This window comes from Dysgonomonas sp. HDW5A (assembly GCF_011299555.1).
GTDB lineage: Bacteria > Bacteroidota > Bacteroidia > Bacteroidales > Dysgonomonadaceae > Dysgonomonas_A.
Genome location: NZ_CP049857.1, coordinates 1,605,194 through 1,624,970 on the forward strand (window position 1 = coordinate 1,605,194; position 19,777 = coordinate 1,624,970).

Genomic DNA, 19,777 nt, shown 5'->3' on the forward strand with positions numbered 1-19,777 from the left:
CAGAACTTTTTTAATTATAATATCAAAACATAATACACTGTAAATAAGAACAATAAAATCGACAAATATGTTTACTACTCATAAATATGCTATATGCATCAATTTTGCATATATTTATCCGTTTAATATACAACAATAGAGTATATAATACTGTTTTAGAAAAAGAGAATCATTTATTTAGTATAGGATATAAAATACAGAGAACAAAAAATATCTACCTTTGTTAAGATTTAAGGAATGCAAAATTTTTAATGTCATATTTGAATAATTAAAATTTGCTTTCGTTTTATAATAATCAAAGCAATAAACAGGTCTTAGGCCTTAGTTCAACTAATTAAAACTTCAAATGGATTTTTTCAATTATAAAAGACGAAATTCGTCTATCGCAAAAATAGGGAATACCCCTCTTGGTGGTGACAATCCGATCAGAATACAATCGATGACTAGCACCAACACTAATGATACCGAAAATAGTGTAGAACAAACAATCCGTATCATTGAAGCCGGTGCAGATTATGTTCGCTTAACGGCTCAAGGTGTGCGCGAAGCCGAAAATCTTAAAAACATAAAAGAGGAACTACGCAAAAGAGGTTACAATACCCCACTTATTGCCGATATCCATTTCAACCCACGAGCTGCCGAAGCTGCTGCCAAATACGTAGAAAAAGTACGTATCAACCCGGGAAATTTTGTAGATGGGGCAAAGGTATTTGAAGGTAAAGAATTTACTGACGAAGAATATGCCATTGAAATAGAAAAAATACGAACTAAACTAACTTCGTTCCTCAACATCTGTAAGGAACACAATACAGCCGTGCGTATTGGTGTGAATCACGGATCATTGTCGGATCGTATCCTTACCCGTTACGGAGATACTCCTGAGGGAATGGTAGAATCGTGTATGGAGTTCCTTCGCATCTGCCTCGAACAGAATTTTACGGATATAGCCATATCAATGAAGGCATCCAATACCATTGTTATGACTAAAGCTGTACGATTATTGGTACAGAAAATGGAAGAAGAAGGCTTGTCTTTCCCTCTTCATTTAGGCGTAACCGAAGCCGGAGACGGAGAAGACGGACGTATCAAATCGGCTGTCGGTATCGGTGCATTACTTTCGGATGGAATTGGAGACACTGTACGTGTTTCATTGAGTGAAGACCCCGAATTTGAGGTTCCTGTTGCTAAAAAGATGGTAAACTACATTTTGGAAAGAGCAAACCATCCCGAAATAAAAGCAACCCTCAACCCAAGCTTCTCTCCTTTTTCAACTGTTAAACGCAAAACATATACTATAGAGAATATAGGAGGAGATAAACTACCGATTGTTATATCGAACAGATCGAATGGTAATTTCGAATTTAACGTACATTTCTTACCCGATTACATATATGTAGGTAAAAGCTTACCTGCCGAAGCTCCTCGCTCTATTTCTGCGATAATAGATTTTGAGGGTTGGAAAGACGAAAAAAACACTTATCCCCTATTTAACAAGAACAATTTCGATAAAATAAAGGATAATAAAGCTGCTGTCAAGTTTCTTCAAATAAGCTATCCTGAACTGTCGGATGACGTAATCTCTCTTTTGAAATCGGATAAAAACATTGTAGTAATTATCTCAACCAATCATAAAAACGGTGTGGGAGAACAACGTGCATTTATACATACGTTAATGAATAACGATTGTGCAACTCCCGTTATCCTTAACCGGAAGTATACTGAAAACGAGGCAGAAGACATACAGATAAAAGCTGCTATTGACTGTGGAACCATACTTCTCGATGGCTTTGGTAATGGTATCATGCTCGAAAACGAGGGAAATATTCCTCAAAAAGATATTGATTCTTATTCATTTGGCATCTTACAGGCTGCCAGAGTCCGCACAACCAAAACAGAGTATATCTCTTGCCCCAGTTGTGGACGTACATTATTTGATCTTCAATCGACTGTTGCACGTGTAAAAGAGTCAACCTCCCACCTAAAACATCTGAAAATAGGTGTAATGGGTTGCATTGTTAACGGACCGGGTGAAATGGCTGATGCCGATTACGGATATGTAGGAGCCGAGAAAGGTAAAATCTCATTGTACAAAAGACAAGATCTTATCGAGAAAAACATCCCTTCGGAGCAAGCTGTCGAAAGGTTAGTTCAACTAATAAAGTCTCATGGCGACTGGGTAGATCCTGAGTAAACTGAGCTATAAACCCTTTATTCGTTTACCATATCTGATTATTTAACACAGATATTGTGAAAAAGAATTAAGATTTATTCATATTTTTGGGGGGTACTAAATATTAAATGTACTTTTGCCGAGCTAAATATTTGATTTATAAAAGGTATTGATGAAATTTGGTTACTACTTACTGGCTTTACTTATTAGTTTTTGCTTCTCTTTGGATCTAAAAGCTCAATGGGATGCACAAGTAAGTCAATATTGGAAAGTTAAAACCTTCTTTAATCCTGCCTTTGGTGCCGAAAAAGATTCTATACAAGCAACCTTGCTGCATCGTCAGCAATGGGTCGGAGTAGATAACGCTCCCAAAACATTTATTGTATCGGCAGATATGCCTGTCAATTTTATGGGACGTAAGCACGGAGTCGGTATATTGGCCATGTCAGAGTCGATTGGTTTATTTAAGAATACGTCAATTGGCGCTCAATATGTATATAAAAAACGCTGGAAAAAGAATATCCTGAATGTAGGCGTACAATTAGGATTTACAAGTATCGGATTTGATGCATCACAAATAGACAAAGCCGGACAGGAAGATATTGAAGATATCGGTGCAACTGATCAGACAAAAGTCTTCGACGGTAACATCGGTATAGCGTGGGTAGCCCCGAAGTATTACATTGGGATATCATCCACTCATATCACTCAGCCTAATTTTGACATAGGTGATGATATTACAACATATATTGCCCGTGCATATTACTTTACGGCAGGATACAATATGAGACTGGGCAAGTCATCGTACGAATTACAACCTTCGGTATTGATAAAAGCCGATAATACAGTTGTACAATACGACGCAACAGCAAGACTGGTCTATAAAAAAATGTTCAATGGCGGTGTCTCGTGGAGAAAAGATGACGGATGGGTGTTTTTACTCGGAATAAATATTTTTGGTATTGATGCAGGATATGCTTATGATCTTTCAACATCGGAAATATCCGTAAAAAGTAAAGGGTCGCACGAATTTTTTGTTCGCTATGCAATGCCTATCAAGCTTTCGAAGAATGGACAAACCAGCCATAAAAGCATAAGGATACTTTAAGATCGCAGATCTTTTTATTTTTATTACTTTGGCAAATATGCAACAACCTATTTTTATAGCAATTACAACGAATACAGAAACAAAACTTTTATGATAATAAAGAGATCCGGACTCTCAATAAATTATATGAAGAATTTACTTTTTGCTGCTATCGCTCTTTTAATGCTGACTACCTCTTGTGGAAAACCCGGAGGAGCGGGAAGCGTCGGAGGTGAGCTGACAGGTGTGGGCAGTTCGTCATGGGCAGAATCGAACCCTTACGGTATGGTTATGGTATCTCGCGGCTCTATTGCCATGGGACCGGCCGACAGCGATTCTCTATGGGGAATTACCGCCAATGCCAAAGGTGTATCGGTAGATGCTTTTTGGATGGACGATACCGAAATTACCAACTCGGAATATCGTCAGTTTGTTTATTGGGTACGTGACTCTATTCTTCGCGAACGCCTTGCAGACCCTGCATACGGAGGTGATGAAACGTATAAAATAACGGAAGACCGTTACGGTGATCCGGTAAAACCTTATTTAAACTGGAAGAAGGCAATACCTAAACGTCCGAACGAAGACGAGGAACGTGCTATATTAAGCTTGACTGAAGTAAATCCCATTACAGGCATAAGAGGTCTTGATCCCGAACAATTTAATTTCAAATACGAATGGTTTGATCATACAGAAGCGGCCAAACGCAGAAACAGATTAAACCCTGCTCAACGTATTTTAAATACGGATATTCAGGTTGATCCGAATGAAATAGTGATGATATCAAAAGACACCGCTTTTCTGGACGAAAACGGAAAGCCTGTGAATATGACTATCAACCGTCCGCTTAGTTCACTATTCGATTTTCTAAACACCAAGATTGTTAATATCTATCCCGACACCACGGTTTGGGTAAACGATTTCAATAACGCTTATAACGAACCTTATATGCGTATGTATTTCTCACATTCGGGTTACAATGACTATCCCGTAGTAGGAGTAACATGGGAGCAAGCCACAGCTTTCTGTGAGTGGAGAACCATGTTCTTTAAAATGGGAACGGGAACCAGAGGACGCAATATTGAGCCTTACCGCCTGCCTACAGAAGGTGAGTGGGAATTTGCAGCCCGTAGTGGTAGATCGGAAAACAAATACCCATGGGATTCGGAAAGTACTCAATCCGAAAAAGGTTGCTTTATGGCTAACTTTAAACCGGGAGAAGGTAACTATACCAAAGATGGTAATCTTATAACCTCACGTGTAGGAAGTTATTCGCCCAATGCTTTTGGTTTGTATGATATGGCAGGAAACGTTTCGGAGTGGACATCTACAACATATACCGAAGCAGGAAGCGCGGAAATGAACGACCTCAACCCTCAATACAGATACAATGCAGCCAAAGAAGATCCTTATGCAGCCAAGAAGAAGGTAATAAAAGGTGGTTCTTGGAAAGACGTAGGACGATTTATCCGTGGCGATATGCGTGAGTCTGAATATCAGAATCAACCCCGCTCGTATATCGGGTTCCGTTGTGTAAGAACTCAAATAGGATTTGCCAAATCAAAAAGATAAAACAATAAACAAGCAGACTGGTAAACAAGTAAATATATAGCACTTGTAACTAATATATAAGAAACCATGGGTAAAAAGTACAGACGATATAAAAACTTTCTTGAGAAATATCTGGATAGCAACAGCGGTAAACGATTCTTTAATGTTGTTTATAGCGTAGGAGCAGCCATTGTAATTCTGGGTGCCATGTTCAAGATTCTTCACCTTCCTTTCGGTAATCAGATGCTTATGATAGGTATGATCACCGAGGCTATCGTATTCTTACTGTCAGCGTTCGAAAAACCTGCCAAAGAATACAAATGGGAAGAAGTGTATCCTGCTTTAGTGGACGAAGAAGGCTTTATCCCCAGAGCTGAAAGAGTACAGATGCAACAACAGAATAGCGGACCTGCTATACAACAAACTTCTGTACCTTCGCAACAAGGCAACGCAGGTGCTTCAACCGGAAGTGCCGGTAAAAATAATACGAATACTAGCAATACAGGTAACAACTATGCCAACCAAGCCGGAAACAACGGCGGAGGTGGCTCTACCGGTGGTGGAGGTGGTACAACCATTATAGGAGGAGGAAACTCATCGTCGGGAAGTTCAGGTTATTCGGGAGGCAACCAAGGAGTATCAACAGGCTCAGCAGGCGGAGGAACATCTGTTTCAGGAGGAACGGTTGTTACAGGCGGTGCTGTAGTAATAGATGGTGCCAATGTGGTAGAAGCATCCGCAAAGTATGTAGATCAGATGTCTCACATGTCCGAAAACATGGCTAAGTTTGCTCAGGTAACCGAATCACTTGGAAAAATTTCAGAATCTCTATTAGGATCATTCCAAACCATTATTGATAATTCGGATGGAATAGGTACCAATACTCAAGGATATGTCACTCAAATGGAAACTCTCAATCGTAATATTTCGGGATTAAATACCATCTATGAAATACAATTGAAGGGTGTGAGTGGTCAGATTCATACTATTGAAGAGATTAATGCAGGCTTAGACCGCATCAAAAAATTATACGGAGGATCGCTTGTGGATAGTTCTATCTTCAAAAATGAGACCGAGAAAATGGCTCAACAGCTTACCGAACTCAACAAGGTATATGCTCGTTTGCTGCAAGCTATGACAAGTAACATGAATATGGGCGGAGGCTTTAACCCGAATCCGATAGGAAACGAACCTCAACCTTGATTTGAGGGCTTTACCCTCTAAGAAACAGATTTGTAACTTGTAACTATTAACTTGTAACTACTAATGGCTTCAACTAATCCAAGGTCTCCAAGACAGAAAATGATAAACCTGATGTATCTGGTGTTTATCGCTATGCTTGCTATCAATCTGCCCGAAGAGGTACTTGATGGCTTCGACATGGTAGACGAAGGATTGAATCAAACAATAAAAAGTTCGGAGGCTCAAAACCAACTGACTTTTAAAAGTCTTACAGATATAAACAATCAGAACCCCGTAAAAGCCGAGCAATGGTATGCTCCTGCTGCTCAATTCTCGAAAGCATCAGACGAATTATACAATTATATTCAAGAACTGAAAACTCGTATTGTAAAAAAGGCTGACGGAGAGAAAGGGGATGTAAACAATATCGAAAACAGAGAGAATATTGATGCCGCAACCGATATTATGTTGGTAGGGATCAATAACGAAGCTAAAAAGCTGAAATCTTCCATCGATGTATATCGGGAACAAGCTATCAACCTGATTACAGGTCCATCGAGAAAAGACATTATTAAAAACAGACTGAATACCGACAATCCCAAAAGAGGAAATAAGGATAATAAAAACTGGGAAGAGGCTTTATTTGAACAAATGCCAACCTCTGTAACGGTTACCATGTTAACCAAGATGCAAAGCGACATACGTGCCACTCAGGGTGAAGTATTAGCTGATCTTTATAACCAGATAGGAGCAAAAGACTTTCGTGTAAACAGCTTACAAGCCGAAGTGGTTCCAAAGTCGGAATTTGTAATGGAGGGAGGAGTATACGAAGGGCGTGTAGTACTTACTGCTGTGGATACCACCAAACGTCCAAGCTTTAGCCTACCTTCGATCAACGCAAACGGAGAATTCAAAATCGGAGCAGGAGGCGTAGGAATCAATAAAGTATTTTCGGGAATGGTTACACTCAGTACTCCCGATGGCGAAGTTATTACCCGTCCGTTTAAAAGCGAATACCATGTTGTTCCACGTATGACTACCATACAGGTAAGCGATGCCAATGTATTGTATCAAGGTGAAGATAATAAACTGACTATATCTGTTCCGGGATTGTCAAACGATCAGCTTCGAGTAACTGCTACCAACGGATCTATTACTAAGTCGGGTCAGAACTGGATAGCTAAGCCTACAAAAGCAGGTACTAATATGAAAATATCGGTATTCAACGGAACAAATTTTGTGAGCGATCAGGAATTTAAAGTACGCCTCCTACCCGACCCTGCACCTTATATAGAATATGCTGATGGTGACGGTAATCTTAAAAGATACAAGGGCGGAAGAGTTGCCAAGGCTGTCATAGTTAATGCTACGGGCGTAAAAGCTGCTATTGACGATGGATTAATCGACAGGCAGTTTCCTGTCACCAGATTTACAACTGTATTTTTCGACGGTATGGGAAATGCAATTCGTGAGGTATCTGATGGCAGTAATTTTTCGGAAAGACAAAAAGCTCAAATCAGACAATTGGCCAGAGGAAAGAGTTTCTTTATATCCGAAGTAAAAGTAAGAGGAAAAGACGGTGTGGAAAGAGACCTTACAGCTATAGAAGTAAGAATAAACTAATTTATAAAAAGGTCTGTGACCTTCGATTAGAACAATATTATATATGAAAAGATTATTTCTAACAATTACAATAGGGCTATGTGGTTTGCTAATCACTCAAAATCTCTTTGCTCAACAAGATCAAGGAGAAGCTTTGCGTGAACGTCTTACCAGACGACAAAACCAACAGAACAATTCAGGTGGAGTACCTCCCTTGACTGTTAGAGCTCAAATAATGAACGAATCGCAATCGCAAACTCAGGAAATAGGTAATGCTCCCTGGATACGCGAAATATATCGTTTTATTGATTTGGAAAAAGAAAAAAATGCTACTCTATATTATCCGGTGACACCTATAGGAGATCGCACCAATCTTTTTACGTTGATATTCAGGCTTCTTCAAAACGGAGATATTACCGTTTACAAATACCAATTAAATGATATGGAAGTCTTCAACGAAGATAATAAAGAAACCTTCAAAGATGTATTGGAGCGTTTCGATATTATGAATCGTCAGGAGAACGGAAAATATATCGTAGAAGACATAGATGTTCCAAGCAACGAGGTATTGGGCTATTATGTAAAAGAAGCATGGTACTTCGATAAAAATAATTCGGTTGTAGATATCAAAACACTGGCTCTATGCCCTGTAATTATCAGACAAGATGATTTTGGTGTGGACAGAAGCCGTTATCCGATGTTTTGGGTTCCTTACGAAAACATACGCCCTTATACATCGCGTATGCCTATAATGATATCGAGTTTGAATAACGCTACGACAATGACTATCAACGATTATTTCGTAAAACATTTGTTTCAAGGAGATATCGAAAAAGCAACCAATGTACGCAACCTAAGTTTAGCCCAGCAATATCCGGATGAAGCTAAGCGAAAAGCAGCTCAAAAGAAAATTGAAGAACAGCTAAAGGCATTCAATGCTAATCTTTGGGTGTATAATGACTCTATTGCTGCCAATACCGGAGCAGCTCAGGCAAACAACAAAGGCAAGGGTCCGAGCATAAAGAATGCACCGACAAGCAATAGTACAAATACAACAACCAGAGCAGCAGTACAAAAAGAAGCTAAATCTCAATCGGCACCATCGCGCAGTATGAGAAACCGAAAGAGAAATTAAGGTCTCAGGCTTTTTATTGCTTTGGCAAGCATCACAACTAGGGATAGTTATACTGATAGAATATTGCATTAAATATTTAACGCTAGTTAGGATAACAGACATCAATCTGCAGATTAATGACGAAAAAATATATTTTCGATAATAACTCCCAAAAGGTATTACTATGCCTTTTGGGAGTTATTAATATGTTGTTTGTCGTAAAATACTGCCCTGCCTATTCATTTTTAGCAGCAGCAATTTATGGTATTGTTCTATCTTCATCCTATTGCTATTACAAATACTTCTTACAAGACAAACTGCAAAAGCGACACGTATACATTCTCCTTTTTGCATTAATCGTTTGCGTTACTATTTCTTTATTACTGCTGGTTGATCCATACAGCGTTACTGTAGATCGTTGGTCTGCCTTATACAACTGGTCTGATACACTTTTTCAGGGTAAATATCCCTATGATACACTGACTCATACACATATTCCCGAAAACTACCCGTCACCATTTCCCATATGGCAAATAGTACATATCCCTTTCTACTTTCTTGGCGAAATGGGTATCGGACATTTAGTTACTCTCACATTGGTATGCTATGTCTTATATAAATATCAGAAATCGTTTAACCTGACTCTGTTTCTATTCTTAATACTACTATCACCCTGCTACTGGTGGGAGATAACTGTTAGAAGCGATTTAATGAACAATATGTTCATCTGCCTGCTCTTTATCACCATATTCCATTTTAGCTTTAGAGAGACAAGATATATGCTTCCGTTGGGTATCATTATAGGATTGCTGTTATGCACCCGTTTATTTACAGGAATACCTCTGGCTGTCTATTTTATACCCTATTTTATTAGAAAAAGTACAACAAATAAACTCAAGCTTATTGTGGGTTGCCTCTTAGGTTTTGTTTGCCCGTTTATACCTTTCATGATTTGGGATTTCGACAGGCTGTTTTTTTTCGAGTATAGCCCTCTTATGCTCCAAACCAAACAGGGAAGCATCTATACATTAATTGTAGGACTGATATTTATCGGGATTTTCTCTTTTTGTTGGAAAAACTACAAAGAATACCTTCTCTATATTTCGGTTATACTCTTTAGTTTTATACTTTTGAATTTTATAAAATTCATCTATCACGATGGTTTTATGGCAACTCTTACAAACGATCTTTTCGACATATCTTATTTCAACATTACTATTCCATTTGTTGTTTTAGGTTTATGTCTCTCTAAAACAGACAACAATGAAAATGAGAAAATTAGTCTTTTCGACAAATAACGAACATAAACTCGAAGAAGTCAGAGCCAAACTAGGCAAATACTATCAGGTCATAAGCCTAAAAGATTTAGGTGATGATACTGATGTTCCCGAAACAGGTGATACTCTAGAGGAAAATGCCATGATAAAAGCCGACTATTTGTGGAACACCTATCAGCTAAATTGCTTTGCGGATGATACCGGTCTCGAAGTAGAAGCTTTAGATAATGCTCCGGGAGTATATTCGGCAAGGTATGCAGGCGAACACAAAAGTTCGGAAGATAATGTAGCCAAACTTCTTAAAGAACTCGAAGGTAAAGAGAATCGCAGAGCCCGTTTCAGAACGGTTATCGCTCTTATTATGGGAGGAAAACGTTATCTGTTCGAAGGTAAAATCGAAGGAGTCATAACAACTTCTCCAAAAGGTACATCCGGCTTTGGATACGATCCGGTTTTTCAAGCTGACGGTTACGATAAAACATTTGCAGAATTAACTCTCGAAGATAAAAACAACATAAGCCATCGGGCAAAGGCAGTAGAACAGTTGGTACTATTCTTAAGAAAATAAGGTCTCAAACCTTTTTATTATTTATTTAGAGTGCCATCCAAAACTAATTAACCGTCTAACACAAACTGGTATGTGGAAATGGAAGAAGGAATTCTTTTATTTTTCGAAAGGTGATCGAATTGCCATTATTCTGCTATTAAACTTAATAGTAGTGAGTGGGGGCATCTTTATTTTCATGAATAAATTTACGTTTACGGACGCTGTTTACCGTGATCAGAACGAAGAGGTTCAGAAAGATTTTGTACAATTCGAAAACAACCTTGAAGTTATAGAGCCTCTTAAAGAGGAATCAGCCGATAATAATGAATCGCCCGCAACTCCCCACAGATCGAAAAAAGAAAATAAGCAAAAACTGCAATTGGGTCAAACTATAGATATTAATCTGGCATCTGCCTCAACTCTAACCCGTATTCCCGGCATTGGAGATGTGTTTGCAGAGCGTATAATCGAATATCGGAATTCGCTGGGAGGATTTGCTTCGCTTGAACAATTATACGAGATAAAGGGTATTACAGTTAATAAATTCAGCAAAGTATTGCCTTATTTAGTATTACAGAAAAAACACAAGCTAATAAGAATAAATAAAGTCTCCGCAGATCAACTTATAAGTCACCCTTACTTCGAAGAAAAGCAAATTGAGGCTCTTGCTGAACTAAGAAAAGGCGTAAAAATCAATGATATTTCAGATTTATCAAATAATGAGAGCTTCACCTCAAGAGATATCGATAGGTTGGCTCCTTATTTAAGTTTCGACTAAGGTCAAGGTCACAGACCTTTTTATTACTTTGGCAAGTATATGAGTAAACAAGTATACAAGCCTTGTTTACTTGTCAGCCTGTTTACTCGTTTACTTAAAAAAAGATATACCAATAAATTTTATTCTTTATGCGAATCTGTAGTTGATCTGTTATGTTTAAATGTTCTATTTGATTGTCTTTTTATTCTACGCGCAATCGAAGATTGCTTGTATTCCTTTTGCCCAAAGCCGCAAAAGGAATCAAAAAGGCTTTGTGCTGCGTGGCTCGCCTGTCTGACTTAAGCTTGCGGGCTAAACTAAACTTATTGCCTATCGGCACGTTTAGTTTTACGCCTGCTTCGCTTGTCAGCCAACGGCTGTGCCTCTGATGCACTGGGGCTGACGCCTGCAAATGGCTTTTGTCCGTAAGGCTCCTCGACCTTGGCGTTTGCACGGGGTACCCGTAGGATGAAGAAAGCGTTAAGAAACAAAAGGATATCAACAATAAACGTTTTTCTTTTGTTTTAGCTTTCGAGTCCGTAGCGGGTCGGGCAAAGAGGCTCAGTCTTGATCTTTTGTTTCGTTTTGCATCAAGGCAAAATGAAAAACAAATCCATAAGGGTGCGTTAGAATAATTGAACATTAAACAGATCAACTACTGATTGATATTCTTTACTCAAATACAAAAACGGTTGCCCAAATTGGACAACCGTTTTCTATTTTATAGTCTTTAAGCTTCTAGTTACGAAAACTTTGGTTTGCGACCACCTTTACGGTGTTCTTTTTTGTCTCCACCACCAAAAGAAGAACTGCCTCCTTCGCGTCTTTTAGGAGCTCTGTCGCCACCACCTCCGTAAGAAGATGGTCTTCTGCTGGCACCTTCACGACGTTCTGCAGGAGCACCGCCTTGAGCTTCTTCTACTGAAATACGGCGTCCGTTTTGCTCTTGACCTTTCAGTCCGCTGATTACACGTTGAGCATCACCTTCGGGTACTTCAAAGAATGAGAAGTTAGGAAGTAAATCAATACGACCGATTCTCACTTTTCCCGGAACGAAATCGTTAATCAAGCCCATCAATGTAGCAGGATTTGCATTATCTGTACGTCCTAAATTGATGAATAAACGGGCATATCCTTTTTCTGCTGAACGAGAACCTCCGTTACCTCTTGATTCGAAGCGGTCTTCGCCTCTTCTGCTGTTACGAGATGGCATACCTCTGTCATCACGACTGTTATATCTGTCAGATGGAGCTTCTATTTCGTCTGCTTCGCGGTAATAATCGATCAAACGATTAAATTCCATTGAAACAACACGTTTGATGATATCTTCTTTTTCAAGCCATTCCAAACGACGGTATATCGAAGGTAAAAGACGGGCAATTTCTTCCTCGTTTACTTTTACTTTTTCTATTTTGTCTGCAAAGCTTAACAATTGTTTTTCGCAAATCTCATCTCCCGAAGGAACTGTAGCTGCTTCAAACTTTTTGTTCATTATTTTTTCGATCTCACGGATTTTACCTTTTTCTTTCACGTGTGCAATCGCAATCGAGATACCTGTTTTTCCGGCACGACCTGTACGACCACTACGGTGGTTATACGATTCGATATCGTCAGGTAAACCGTAATTGATTACGTGAGTCAAGCTATCCACATCCAAACCACGAGCAGCAACGTCTGTTGCAATCAATAATTGGATATTGTGCATGCGGAATTTTTGCATTACATAATCACGTTGTGATTGAGATAGATCTCCGTGTAATGAATCTGCACTATAACCGTCTTGTATCAGTTTGTCTGCAATCTCCTGAGTCTCGCGACGGGTACGACAGAAAACGATACCATATATACTTGGATTGTAGTCAGCGATACGTTTCAACGCCAGATATTTATCTTTAGCGTGCACCATGTAATACACATGCTTTACATTGCTCGAACCTTCATTTTTACGACCAATGGTAATATCTTTGGGTTCACGCATGTATTTTTTCGTAATTTTTGCAATTTCGTTAGGCATAGTAGCCGAGAAAAGCAACATAGAACGAGTATCGGGCACTTTGGAAAGAATCTCATCGATACTCTCAGTGAATCCCATATTCAACATTTCGTCAGCCTCATCCAATACTACGTATTTGATGTTTTCAAGATCAACTGTTCTTCTGTTGATCAAGTCGATCAGACGACCGGGAGTAGCCACAATTACTTGTACACCACGTCTCAATGTTTTAATTTGGCTGTCAATACTTGAACCTCCATATACAGGAAGCACTCTCAAGTTGTCAATATATTTAGAATAATCTGCCAGATCACCTGCTATCTGCAAACATAGTTCGCGTGTAGGAGCTAAAATTAATGCTTGTGGTACATTTTTCTTTACATCTACTTTTTGTAGAAGAGGAAGCCCGAAAGCTGCTGTTTTACCTGTTCCTGTCTGTGCTAATGCTATAACATCTCTAACCTCGTCCAATAAATAAGGAATCACTTCCTCTTGTACGGGCATTGGACTTTCATAACCCATTTCTTCGATCGCTCTACGGATTTCCGGAGCAACACCTAATTCTTCAAATGTCTTCATTAAATATTTTTAGAAAATTTGCTGTGGAAGCAATTATTCTGTCCTCTGCCACCATTTTTACACTACGACTAAGAAAAGAGAGAAATAATTGATCCCCATGTTTTAATTCATATTCCTATCAGGAAAGCCTTCAACTCTCACAAGTTTAAAATTTTCCCTCAATTACGTTCTTAACGGAATATAGACCCTTAGCCCTGTTATCTCTGTGACAGATAATTTTGTTTTACGATTCTCTTTTGTAGTAAATTGAAAGAATCTTTATTCGTCTAAAACGCTGCAAAGATAGTAATTTATTTTTGATAACTGCATAACTTTGATATATAATCGTATACATACTCCTAAAAATAAACAACAGGAGCAAAAAAACATACATCCCACAATAATAGCTCATTATCATTACTACATTTAACAAAGTAACAAAAAGGTCTGTGACCTAAAAATAGTTGTCAATTTTTCGGTTGTGGTCTTCATTTTCTAATTATACTTTTGAAGCAGAAAAAATTACAATCATGAAAGACGATACTATATATTACAAGGCTTTGGTAGAGAAAGATAAATCTTTCGAAGGAATATTCATTGTCGGAGTAAAGACCACAGGGATATTCTGCCGCCCTACCTGTACAGCCCGTAAACCCAAGCAGGAGAATGTAGAATTTTTTGCAACCACCAAAGATGCCATACTGAAAGGGTATCGCCCATGTAAGGTTTGCCATCCGATGGAGAATCTCGGCGATACACCCGAATACATTAATAAGGTGATAGAATTATTGGATAAAAACCCATCCATCAAACTAAAGGATTATGATCTGAGACAAATGGGAATCGAACCGAGTACCATTCGCCGATGGTTCCAGAAGAATCACCAGATTACTTTTCACGCTTATCAAAGATTGCATAAGTTAAATACTGCATTTAAGAAATTTCAAACGGGCACAAGTGTTACTGACACAGCGTTTGACTCAGGCTATGAGTCCTTGAGTGGTTTTAACGATTCATTCAAGAAAGTCTTCGGGGTTTCCCCCTCAAAAAGCAAGGCTCAAAACATTGTAGACCTTATGCGACTCGAAACTCCTTTAGGTACTATGGTTGCCTGTGCTACCGACAAGGGTATTTGCCTTCTGGAATTTACCGATCGCAAAATGCTGGAAACCGAACTTAAACATTTAGCGAAATCTTTAAATGCAACCATAGTACAAGGACACAACAAGCATTTCGATTTACTTAAAGAAGAACTCGGAAAATACTTCGAAGGGAGTCTTACTGAATTTACCGTCGCCCTTGATACAGTGGGTACTGATTTTCAGAAAAAAGTATGGGAAATGCTTTTAAAGATACCTTACGGGACAACAGTATCCTACCAACAGCAGGCACATGCCATCAATAATCCGGCAGCGGTAAGAGCCGTTGCCAATGCAAACGGAATGAATAAAATCTCCATTATTATTCCTTGCCACAGAGTTATCGGAACAGATGGCTCTCTTACGGGATATGGTGGTGGTTTATGGCGTAAAAAACGACTATTGGATTTAGAGAAAAAGAAGTTACTACAATAAAAAAGAAGTGTCTCCTAAAGACACTTCTTTTTTATTGTATAAGCCTAATGGATTTTACATTCATATCTAGTTTCACTTTTTGAGTATCCTTTCTAAGTAGGCAACATCCAACAAATTCACGGTCTCAAAATTCCCTTTATAAAATACTCCATAGTTGTTGAAAACACAAGGTAATTCCTTTGCTTTTTGTAGTGTATCCACTTGAATTAAAGATGCACGAACGTCATTCGCGTCACAATACTGTTTGATCATCTCCATATTTTGATAGACAAAAGGGCATTGCATATCATAATAAATTGTCAACTCTTTGCCTACAATTTTTGGGTTCTTTGCATTTGGCGTGAACTTTGGCGTTGTTCCATCAAAAGAAAGGGCAAGTAATTCGTAGCCATAATCAGTACTATCCACAACTTCAAAACCGTACTTCTTCGCAAATGATTGGTCGGAGAGCCATGATTTTTGTTTTTTTGATCCAAGCATACAAATGCCCGATTTACCTTTTTCTTTGGCATCAGCCAAACAATACTCCATCAGCGATTTCGCATACCCCTTTCCTTTGTGATCACCTAAAACCCATAAGCAATACACATACAAATAGTTGTCACCGATTATCGGAACCCAAGCTGTTTCAAGAGGAGCATATTCAATAAAAACAGTAGCTTTTTCATTTAACTTTCTAAAGACATGACCTTCACTGAGTCGGTCAGAAAGCCATTGTCGCTTTGCTTCAACACCGGGATGGGGCTTTTTGCTGCGGATAATGCAGCATAAATGCTCAGTGGCAAGATTTTCGGCTGTTAAGTTTATAAAATCAGTATTCATGATCATTGTGGATAGATTATGAAGTACAATATAGTGAATTGTTCACTTTGTTTCGTCTAAATACAGCACGGGTAAGCTTAATATTTCAGCTCTATACGTATAATATCGTCTTGTATTGTAAGTGAAGAATTAGGGAATCCGCTATTTAGTATTAAAGATTCTAATTCTTTTATCGACGGATAGTCATTCTCACCATTAAATTCTCTGGCATCATCAATTAAAATGATATGCTCGTATTTTGATTTGAATATGGTATTTAATTCTTTAATTATAGGACATTCCGTAGATCCTTTTGCTGTAAAGCCGCCCGAATAATGTCCATCCAACCAGAAAATCGATTTGTTATTTAAGTTCTTTATAATAGAGTCGAGAACCACTCCACTGTCTCCCTGCAAAATTTCTATGCTGGAATATTTTTTGAATCTTTTTACAGCTCTTTCGTGTAATTGCCTACTGAGCTCTATCGAATAAATTTTTTTAAATACTTTTCTCTGAGCATAAACCATATCTCCCAGATAAGTACCTGTTTCGATCAATGTATCAACATGATGTGTTTTTTGATACGATTTTATAACCAACTGCTTTACGATATGAGGGGTCGTAAGAGGGCATCCCTTACTTTTCCACGCATCCAGCTGCTTTGTATATTTGTAGTTAAGATAGCAATCGCTTATAGGTTCCGGAAGAATTGACAGTATATGTTTTAGTGTACTCATTGCTTTATATGAAAAAATTTAGTTTAACTTCCGGATTTTAATTTTGCAAAATTAATTAAATTAGTCTGATTCGTAGAGTAATCGATTAAAAAATCTAATTTTCATCCTTTAATTTGAAACTATTCTGATCATTGAAACAGACACACAACATCGCAAATTATTGGCAATATATTTTGTTCTTAATTACATCATTCTTTTTTTTATGTGTATTCTCCAGTAATACCAGCCTCCTAATGAATTATTACGGAGGGGACAGTGCCGTGTTTATCTTAATGGGGAAGATGTTTAATGCAGGAAAAATTCCATATGTTGAATTTTTTGATCATAAAGGACCTAATTTGATTTTTATTGAAGCAATAGGATTAAAACTAGTCAATAACGAACGATTAAGTATCTTTATATTGCAAGTTATAAATCTGTTTATTACACAAATCCTCATTTATAAGATTGCTAAGACTTATTTACCGCACTTTATAAGCATAGGTATTGTGATGTTGACTTTATTAGCTTTTTCATTTACAATACAAGGAGGAAATTCTACCGAAGAGTGGAGTTTGCCTTATTTGTATCTCTGTTTATTGATAACTATCCGTTTTCAGAATTACTCCGCTAGAAAACAAAAAGTATGCTTTGTGATTATAGGAATGAGTGCCGCCATATTATTCTGGATGCGGTTAAATAATATGGGGATTATTTGTGCTTGTCTTATATTTATAATGATTATAGCCTTACAAAATAAAAACTGGAAACTATTTAGTAATCTTATAGTTTGGTCTACAATAGGATTTTTAATCGTATCAATACCTATAATTATCTATTTCATTCACATAGGGGCATTTTCAGAGATGATTTACGCTAGTTTTATATTTAATTTCAAATATATTCGGTACAACATTGAAAACGACTCTTTTATGATAAAAGATCTTTTTAAAAGATGGCTTAGTTTATTCCTATTTATGATAGGAGCTATTTTATATCACAAAAGATACAGAGACTACAAAATGTTAATATTATGCATTTGCTTATTATTGATTGGCTTCATCACCACTCATATTGGACCAAAATATTTTCATTATATGACTTTAAATCTACCTTTGTATTCATTAGGTATTATACAAATTTTATCTCTATCAAAGGTTCGTTTATTAAAACAAAATTATAATATTGTTATTTTCGTAACAAGTCTACTTCTGTTATTTGGGTATACAATATATAAAAAAAATCTAGATCAATACATTAAAGACCAAGATGAAACTCTATTCATTCAAAACTCACTTGATATTGCTGAGAATATTCCTTACAACCAAAGATCATTGGTTTTTGCATACAATGTACGCCCACAGTTCTGGTTAATAATGGAAGAACTTCCTAACTACAAATATTTTACAACACAAGAATGGCATGGAGAGCATGACAAAAATATTTTAAAAGAAATAAACAGCTTAATTCAAACACATAATATTCAATGGATTGTATTGCCCAATCTTGAGTTTTATGATAAATCTTACAATCCTGAGTTTTACAATATCCTTTCTAAAGATTATAATGAAAGTTACCGAAATGATGATTTAATTCTCATGCGACGAATAACCTCCAATTGAGTGATTATTTACAAAATCTAATTATAGCTGATCTTTAAAAAATCCATAATTGTAGAATAGTTGATAAAAAATATCTATTTTTATTTTTTAATTAAAGTTAGCTCTCTCATATGTCTTTTCAGAGCAACTTGAAGCGGAAAAAATTTAACTATAACTAATTATACTTTACTTAATCATTCAAAATGAAAAAGATCTTTCTATCAGCTCTACTACTAGCATCTATAAGCACTTCGGTGGTATATGCGAAAAAAAACAAAAAAGATGCAGCTCCACAAGCTAATCCTGTTTCGATACAAACTGCAAACGATTCTATCTTATATGCATATGGTGTAAGCCTTGCGGAACAAGGACTCGAACAGTATCTCATGCAATTAAAAGTAATAGCTGATACAACAGAAGTAAGTTCGGAATACAACAACCTAATAGCAGGTGCTACTAATCCGAAAGAAAAAACAAGACTGGAAAATGAGTTGAAATCGAAGCTCGACTCAATCAACATAAGTAATGCTCAAAATATAGAGATGTTACTAAAAGGTATAAGCGAACGCCTACAGACATCCGACCAAAATTTTGCTTACGGTAAAGGCTTGGAAGTTGGTGACCAACTGAACAGAATGACAGTTGAATTTTCGAAACAAGTGCTTGGAAACGACGAATCGGCAGAGCTTAATAAAGAAGCTATCCTTTTAGGACTGACCAATGCGATCAAAAAGCAACCTCTGCTTATTCCCAACAGCAACGAAATGGTTCAAGCCCGCATAAATGCTTTACAGGAAAAAGAACAGGAAGCAAAGAAAGCAGCCAGTGCCGAAGTGATTGCAAAAGGAGATAGATTCATGGCTGAAAATGCGACCAAAGATGGTGTTGTAACACTCCCAAGCGGACTTCAGTACAAAGTTATTACACAAGGAACAGGAGCTATTCCCACAGCCGGAGACCGTGTTAAAGTAAATTATCACGGAACCTTAATAGACGGTACTGTATTTGACAGTAGTGTAGATCGCGGCGAACCAATTACATTTGGTGTTACGCAAGTAATTCCGGGATGGACAGAAGCTCTGCAAATGATGCCCGTAGGATCAAAATGGATTCTGTATGTTCCTTATAGTCTTGCTTACGGCGACAGAGACGGCGGACCTATTCCTGCATATTCGAACCTCATATTCGAAGTAGAGCTGCTTGATATCGAGAAGTAAGGTTCTGTTTTTATAGCTTTGGCTACTTGC

General features: G+C 37.6%; 15 protein-coding genes. 12 read left to right on the plus strand and 3 right to left on the minus strand.

What is annotated here, in order from left to right:
• The first annotated feature begins 346 nt into the window (after positions 1–346).
• From G7050_RS06640 to G7050_RS06680, 9 genes are all read left to right on the plus strand, one after another.
• On the plus strand, positions 347–2,191 hold the full coding sequence (locus G7050_RS06640) for a 4-hydroxy-3-methylbut-2-en-1-yl diphosphate synthase (RefSeq protein WP_166112931.1): 1,845 nt from the start codon (positions 347–349) through the stop codon (positions 2,189–2,191).
• Positions 2,192–2,342: 151 nt separating this feature from the next.
• Positions 2,343–3,278, plus strand: a complete 936-nt coding sequence (locus G7050_RS06645; protein WP_166112934.1) for a type IX secretion system membrane protein PorP/SprF — start codon at positions 2,343–2,345, stop codon at positions 3,276–3,278.
• Positions 3,279–3,404: 126 nt separating this feature from the next.
• Positions 3,405–4,829 carry an SUMF1/EgtB/PvdO family nonheme iron enzyme gene (locus G7050_RS06650; protein ID WP_166112937.1) on the plus strand — a complete coding sequence of 475 codons (1,425 nt, stop codon included), beginning with the start codon at positions 3,405–3,407 and terminating at the stop codon, positions 4,827–4,829.
• A 66-nt stretch (positions 4,830–4,895) separates the two neighbouring features.
• A complete protein-coding gene (gene gldL / locus G7050_RS06655) occupies positions 4,896–6,011 on the plus strand; it encodes a gliding motility protein GldL (RefSeq protein WP_166112940.1) in 1,116 nt (371 codons plus the stop codon).
• Positions 6,012–6,074: 63 nt separating this feature from the next.
• Positions 6,075–7,613: a gliding motility protein GldM gene (gene gldM, locus G7050_RS06660; RefSeq protein WP_166112943.1), complete on the plus strand. Its 1,539-nt coding sequence runs from the start codon at positions 6,075–6,077 to the stop codon at positions 7,611–7,613.
• Between the two features lie 43 nt (positions 7,614–7,656).
• A complete protein-coding gene (gene gldN, locus G7050_RS06665) occupies positions 7,657–8,727 on the plus strand; it encodes a gliding motility protein GldN (protein ID WP_166112946.1) in 1,071 nt (356 codons plus the stop codon).
• A 116-nt stretch (positions 8,728–8,843) separates the two neighbouring features.
• Positions 8,844–10,004: a hypothetical protein gene (locus G7050_RS06670; protein WP_166112949.1), complete on the plus strand. Its 1,161-nt coding sequence runs from the start codon at positions 8,844–8,846 to the stop codon at positions 10,002–10,004.
• Positions 9,970–10,551, plus strand: a complete 582-nt coding sequence (locus tag G7050_RS06675) for a non-canonical purine NTP diphosphatase (protein WP_166112952.1) — start codon at positions 9,970–9,972, stop codon at positions 10,549–10,551. The genes G7050_RS06670 and G7050_RS06675 overlap by 35 nt, the downstream gene beginning before the upstream one ends.
• Before the next feature lie 70 nt (positions 10,552–10,621).
• Complete coding sequence (locus G7050_RS06680) at positions 10,622–11,308, plus strand: helix-hairpin-helix domain-containing protein (RefSeq protein WP_166112955.1); 687 nt, start codon at positions 10,622–10,624, stop codon at positions 11,306–11,308.
• 721 nt (positions 11,309–12,029) lie between these two features.
• Here G7050_RS06680 and G7050_RS06685 read toward each other — a convergent pair.
• Positions 12,030–13,859, minus strand: coding sequence for a DEAD/DEAH box helicase (locus G7050_RS06685; protein WP_166112958.1), 1,830 nt, complete (start codon positions 13,857–13,859; stop codon positions 12,030–12,032).
• A 509-nt stretch (positions 13,860–14,368) separates the two neighbouring features.
• Between G7050_RS06685 and G7050_RS06690 the strand changes: the two genes are divergently transcribed.
• Positions 14,369–15,412 carry a bifunctional transcriptional activator/DNA repair enzyme AdaA gene (locus G7050_RS06690; protein WP_166112960.1) on the plus strand — a complete coding sequence of 348 codons (1,044 nt, stop codon included), beginning with the start codon at positions 14,369–14,371 and terminating at the stop codon, positions 15,410–15,412.
• A gap of 72 nt (positions 15,413–15,484) precedes the next feature.
• Here the strand turns inward: G7050_RS06690 and G7050_RS06695 are convergent, their stop codons facing one another.
• Positions 15,485–16,234, minus strand: a complete 750-nt coding sequence (locus tag G7050_RS06695; RefSeq protein WP_166117663.1) for an N-acetyltransferase — start codon at positions 16,232–16,234, stop codon at positions 15,485–15,487.
• A gap of 77 nt (positions 16,235–16,311) precedes the next feature.
• Positions 16,312–16,950 carry a hypothetical protein gene (locus tag G7050_RS06700; protein ID WP_166112963.1) on the minus strand — a complete coding sequence of 213 codons (639 nt, stop codon included), beginning with the start codon at positions 16,948–16,950 and terminating at the stop codon, positions 16,312–16,314.
• A 233-nt stretch (positions 16,951–17,183) separates the two neighbouring features.
• On the opposite strand from G7050_RS06700, the gene G7050_RS06705 reads away from it, so the two are divergent.
• On the plus strand, positions 17,184–18,551 hold the full coding sequence (locus G7050_RS06705) for a glycosyltransferase family 39 protein (RefSeq protein ID WP_166112965.1): 1,368 nt from the start codon (positions 17,184–17,186) through the stop codon (positions 18,549–18,551).
• Between the two features lie 182 nt (positions 18,552–18,733).
• A complete protein-coding gene (locus G7050_RS17975) occupies positions 18,734–19,747 on the plus strand; it encodes an FKBP-type peptidyl-prolyl cis-trans isomerase (protein ID WP_166112968.1) in 1,014 nt (337 codons plus the stop codon).
• Positions 19,748–19,777 lie beyond the last annotated feature (30 nt).